The following is a 5,858-nucleotide window of genomic DNA, read 5'->3' on the forward strand; positions in this document are numbered from 1 at the left end:
GTGGTACTCCGTATCCAACCTCACTTTCATCCCATGCCTAAAGGCGATGGGCTTTCCCGTTCGGAAAGGGCTGTAATTTCAACATCTTTCCTGTCCCTTCCTTTTGAAAGAATTATTTTATTACGTTGTTTCTGTTCTTATCATTACTCTCCTCTACCTTCTGCTTTCCATTATATATGTATGATATCCTTCACAATAATAAAAAATAATGATGTTTTACCTTATTTACATAATATGATTACCGTATCCTTGAATTTATACCTACATATGAGTATTCCACGTCCTCAATATCCGTTATATATAACAAAAACTCCCCTTAAATTGAAAATGATTAAGGGGAGTTTTATATACGCTGAAATTATAGTTCCGATTTCACCCGAACAGAAACATTATTTTTAATTATATTTTTTACATCTTTAAAGCTAACAAAATTGTTACTTTTCTCATCCCAAAGACGGAAACGTAGTGATTGTAAGCTTGTAGCAAGTGTAATTGTTGGTACATTTTTTAACGGAAGCGTATTATTGTGTGCCTCTTCTAGCTTATAATTAGGTACTCTTGGGCTTAAATGGTGAACATGATGGAATCCAATATTACCAGTTAAGAATTGCAAGATTTTTGGAAGTTTATAAAATGAACTTCCTTCTACTGCCGCTTTTACATATTCCCAATCTTTATCCTCTTCAAAATAAGAATCCTCAAAAGTGTGCTGTACGTAAAACAGCCAAATCCCTACTGAACCTGCTATTAAGAATATCGTACCGTGTACGAACAGAAACGATTGCCACCCTATTGCCCAGCAAAGTATTGCTACTACAGCAACGATAATAATATTCGTCAAATACGTATTCATACGTTCTTTCTGTCTTGCACCTTTTCGGTTAAATCTATTTTTAAGCAAGAAAACATAAATCGGACCTAATCCAAACATAACGAATGGATTGCGATATAAACGATATGCTAAACGAAGTCTAAATGGTGCAGCTACATATTCATCGACTGTAAGCGTCCAAATATCTCCTGTACCTCGCTTATCTAAATTACCACTTGTAGCATGATGAATCGCATGCTCATGCCCCCATTGATCAAATGGGAATAACGTTAACACACCCATACATGTCCCTACTATTCTATTAGCAGTTCGACTTTTAAAGAATGAATAATGGGTACAATCATGAAAAATTATGAAAATTCGCGTCATAAAACCAGCAGCTAACAAAGATGGAACTAATGCTAACAGATAAGAAACAGACAAACTTTTATAAGCGAGGTACCATAAAATAACAAATGGCACGACTGTGTTAATAAGCTGCCACACACTTTTTTTAATCGTTGATTTTTCATACGGAGCAACTTGTTTTTTTAAATTTTTAGTATTTTCTAATGTCATTTTTCTAATTCCTTTCCTTTTTGTTGCTAATTCACATTATAGCATACTATTAGCATCAGGTGTTAAAAGTAGATGTAATAAAGTGAAACTTTAATCAGTGGGGGGGGGGCATCCCCCACTGATTATTAGTTGAACCAATCGGGCTTTTACGGGCAGTTGATCCCCCACCTAACTTCTTTGCTTCCGCTGAATTTTGAGGTGGGGGGCTTACTGCCCGTTAATGCGGGATAAATATTATATACTATAAAAATCTCTTTTTTCTTACTCAATACTTACAAATTACTTACTCCCCAAATAGCGCTATAATTGGACAAATGGAGCATTTCATTTATAAAATGAACTTCTACAAACTTTTTCACAAGCAGAAAAGAGCTGCCATAAGTCAGTTTCACCGGCTTATGGCAGCTCCTCTTCATTTCCTTTTATTTTATCGATGGATCCAAACTGCACCTGCAGACTTGTCTTCAGCTTGACCTACTACTTCAAACTTCAATCCTAGTTTAGGTAACTTACGTCCCGCATCTGGAATAACGCTGTTGATGTATTGCTTAGAATCATCAAATTTTGCAACTCCTGGTAATCCTTTATAGTCAAAGATACCGCGAGTTGGTGAATTTACTTTCCATGCTGGCGTTTGATCAAATGAGAATGCCGCATCGGCAATTTGATAACGTGTACTGCTCTTCACAGTAGGTTGTCCGTTTAATGTTCCTACGATTGCCTCTGGATGAGAATCTACTACTCCAAGGAACCCTTCACCTGGATGAACGCCTACCCAGTTATCTGTAAAGCTTTGATCCGCATACCATACAACCATTCCTGTATTAAATACTGGACCACGTGCATATTGTAATGCAGTATCAGACCCAGCGTAATTACGCCACTCGATATAGTAGTTATGTTTTTTCTGTTCAAATCCGTTAGACACAGTAAATCCTTTTAATGTCATTGCTGGCTGGCCTTCTGCGTCATCAGAAAAAACAACTTTTCCATCTACAGTTAATGCTGCATTGTCTAACGCAAATCCTTTATATGCTACTGCAATATCTGTTACATACTCAAATTGCAGTTTTACTTTCTTTCCTTTGAATTGATTTAAATCATATGATTTATCAACCCACTTACCATCCGTTGTATCTATACCACCTTTTACATCTTTTTCACCCATTCGATCAATGCGTGTCTTCGTTCCATCTTCTGCAATCGCATATACGTCAAGGAAATCATACTTCGCTTCCAGTTCATAAAATGCCTTATAATCAAACTTAGCATCCGTTGCAGTCGTTAAGTCAAATACTGGTGTCTCAAGTGTTGTATGAATGTCATTTCCTTTCGTGCTGTAATAAAACTTCTTACCAAATGCTGACTCAATATTTTTTATATCTTTGTCTGGCAAGTTAACACGAATGATTCCTGGTCGTTTTGATTTTGTCACACTTTGATCTAAATATGTTGCAGTACCGATTCCCGTACGAAGTTTATCATAATCTACCTCAACAATATTCGCCCAGTTCCCCTTCATATTTTTTTGGAAAAACTCTTTATTTTGCGGTGAGAAACTTGTTGGCTCTGTACCTGCAATTTTTCCTGCCCAGCTACCGCCGCTCATTATAGACCATGATTCAACTGGTTCACCTTGTCCTGAATACTTTGTATCATATTCATCTGGTAAGCCTAAATCATGACCATACTCATGTGCAAACACACCAACCGCTCCGTCTTCAGGCTCGATTGTATAATCGTATGCAGCCATCTTTCCGCCCCAGTTCGAAACAGAAGATTTTGTACCATCAATCGCATATGGCTTCGACCCTAGTTTTGAACGATGAGACCAAATTGCATCATCTTTCAATTTACCACCGCCAGCTTCTTGACCCACGCCTGCATGTACTACCATTAAATGATCAATAATTCCATCTGGCTCATTTTTATTTCCATCACCATCTTGATCGTATTGATCAAATTGGTCATAATCTGCTAAATTGATACCTTTTGCTACCGCTGCTTTTAATGCTTCTTTCACAAGATCTTTTGGTCCTAAAGGTCCCTTGTTATCATGGCCAGTTCCCGCATCAGCACCGTAATCTGACGCTTTTCCTGGAACAGTAAGCCATTCCGTTACAGTTCCATCAACTGTGTAGCTTCCGCCAGATTGTTCTTCATAATATTGTTTAAATGTATTAATCTTCGATCCATCAAATAACGTAAATGGCTCATCACCAAATAGCATTTTTTGATAATGTTCACGATTAAAGTCCTTAGAATACATATAACCCGGTTCTTGATCAATATTATTATGCTTAAAATCGCTAAATTCTACGAGTAATACAAGTACTTTATCTTTTCGAACAGCCCCATTGTACTCAGCTTGCTTCGCTGGTGTAGTCGGTACTTTTCCATTTAATTTTCCTGGGTTCAATCCTAGACCTTGCCCAGCTACTGATCCTACTTCGGGTTGCTGCGCCTGTTCATTTTCCTTCATTTTTGCATCTTTTACTTTTTTCATAAAATCTGAAGCTTCTTGCGTAAGATTATCTCCTGTCAAGATTTCTTTTCCAGGGTTTTCCCCTTTCTTTTTCTCAACATATTTTTCGACAGCCTTTGATGTCTCAACTTGTGATGCAGATTGATCGATTACTCCCCGTTGCTTCAGCGCTTCTGCCAAGCGTTCCTCTGGTATTAAATGTTCATCAATTGGTAGAGATGGTGGCGTATCAGCATACGCTGCATGACTTCCAAAAGCAAACGTACTACTTAGCACTGCTGCTGTTGTTAATACCGCTAAAGGTTTTAATTTCTTTTTCTTTTTCAATGTATTTCCTCCCCAGTGTCTGCAAATTATCGATTTTTGCCGATAGCAATATAATATTCGTTATAATACGAATATTCAATCTTTTTAAAGTACTAAAATGTTGAGAAATATTTTTTCTAGGATGAAAAACATAAATAGGTGAATTTACAGGAAGTTCACTCTAGAATTTGTGGTTCTCTTTCCTCTTTTTTCAAGTGAAATCTCATCTACACAAAAATGCCAATTCCTAAGTAGTAGCTAAGGAATTGGCGTTTTTTTAACGAGAATGCTTTATGAATAAACGACTTGCTTCTTCTGGTACATAGAATTTACCATTGCTTTCTACAACAACACTTCCTAATTCATAATCTTTATTCTTAATACGAATTATATTTTTGTTAACAAATAATTGAGCTGTTACATTATTACGTTTTACTATGAGCACAGGATTTACTGCATCAGTATTATCTACTGTTACAGTTGCACCATTCTGCTTAAAGGCTAATTCACTCTCTACAAATAATTTGTTTGTTACTTCTTCTAAATTAAAGCCCATCGCTTTCGCCATTGTCTTTGCAACGTCCGTGTTTTGAATCAAACCAACTGGCTTTTGAGGACCGTATGAATATAAAAATACATCCTCACCAGTATGCCCTCCTGTTGTGAAGCCTATGTTCGCACGGTTAGCCAATAATGTAGTGAAAATTGGACCTACATCTATTTTCTTTTTAACCACTTTTAACCTTTCTTTTTCATCATAAGTTAAATTGTCCAACCCGTATAATTTAGCTACCTCTTCTACATTGGATATATCAGATTTCAAATTATTGATAGTCCCTTCAAGTGTCATTTTCGCTTTTTTCAACGGATCAATATATGTAGAGACCGGCGTAGTATTATAACCTTTTGTCGTATTCATATTGCCAATAGAAATACCGCTGTTACCATGGTCCGCTACGGCTATTAGCATCGTATTACCATCTTTTTTTGCAAATCTTAATGCTTCTGCAACTGCATTATCAAATGCCAATACATCACTAATCATCCCAATTGGATCATTCACATGTGCAGCCCAATCTGGCTTACTTCCTTCCACAAATAAAAAGAACCCATCTTTATCTTTTGATAACGTTTGAATTGCTTTTTCCGTCATTTGCGAAAGTGTTGGTTGCTCCGGATTTGTTGCTTCACGATCCATATCAAACGCTAAGGCATTATGTGAGAAAGAGCCCCAAATTTTATTAGATTTAGAGTTCAATAATTCATTTTTCGTTTCAACAAAGTCGTATTCTTTGTTTTGAATCACCTTTACTAAATCTTCACCATCTTTTCTTTTTATAGGTAGCAGTGCCGCTTTTCCCCCGCCTAATACGACATCTATATTTTGATACACTTGTTGCTCCGCAATTACGTCAAAATGCTTGCGGTTTACATGGTGAGCAGAGAATCCAGCGGGAGTAGCATGCTGAATTTCAGCTGTAGCAACAATTCCAGTTGCGCGACCAGTACGTTTCGCACCTTCTAAAACATTGGCAACTGGACGTAACTTATCCTCTTCTTTTATTGATTTTAAGCCAGGTGAACTCACAATAGTAGGTAATACCCCATGCCCATCAACTTAAGAATTTTCACTACCCCCAAGTGACAAAAAACGTTATTCTTTCTAAAAAGCTAGCT

2 protein-coding genes and 1 pseudogene are annotated in these 5,858 nt (G+C 36.9%); all 3 read right to left on the bottom strand.

Annotation, left to right across the window (positions count from 1 at the left end; genetic code table 11):
* Positions 1–358: 358 nt before the first annotated feature.
* Entirely contained in the window at positions 359–1,390 is a 1,032-nt protein-coding gene (desA, locus tag PDQ68_RS28175; RefSeq protein WP_016717820.1) for a Delta(5) desaturase DesA, read from the bottom strand.
* 427 nt (positions 1,391–1,817) lie between these two features.
* The gene (locus PDQ68_RS28180; RefSeq protein ID WP_016717821.1) at positions 1,818–4,202 is read right to left on the bottom strand and encodes an immune inhibitor A domain-containing protein; all 2,385 of its coding nucleotides are present in this window, start codon (positions 4,200–4,202) and stop codon (positions 1,818–1,820) included.
* 256 nt (positions 4,203–4,458) lie between these two features.
* Positions 4,459–5,787: pseudogene (locus PDQ68_RS28185) on the bottom strand (alkaline phosphatase); the annotation flags it as partial.
* Positions 5,788–5,858: the final 71 nt, after the last annotated feature.

Source organism: Bacillus cereus group sp. Bc010, assembly GCF_027716745.1.
Classification (GTDB): Bacteria; Bacillota; Bacilli; order Bacillales; family Bacillaceae_G; genus Bacillus_A; species Bacillus_A pacificus.

Coding starts and splice junctions, on each gene's coding strand:
- desA (WP_016717820.1), bottom strand. CDS start 1,390: ATGACATTAGAAAATACTAAAAATTTAAAAAAACAAGTTGCTCCGTAT.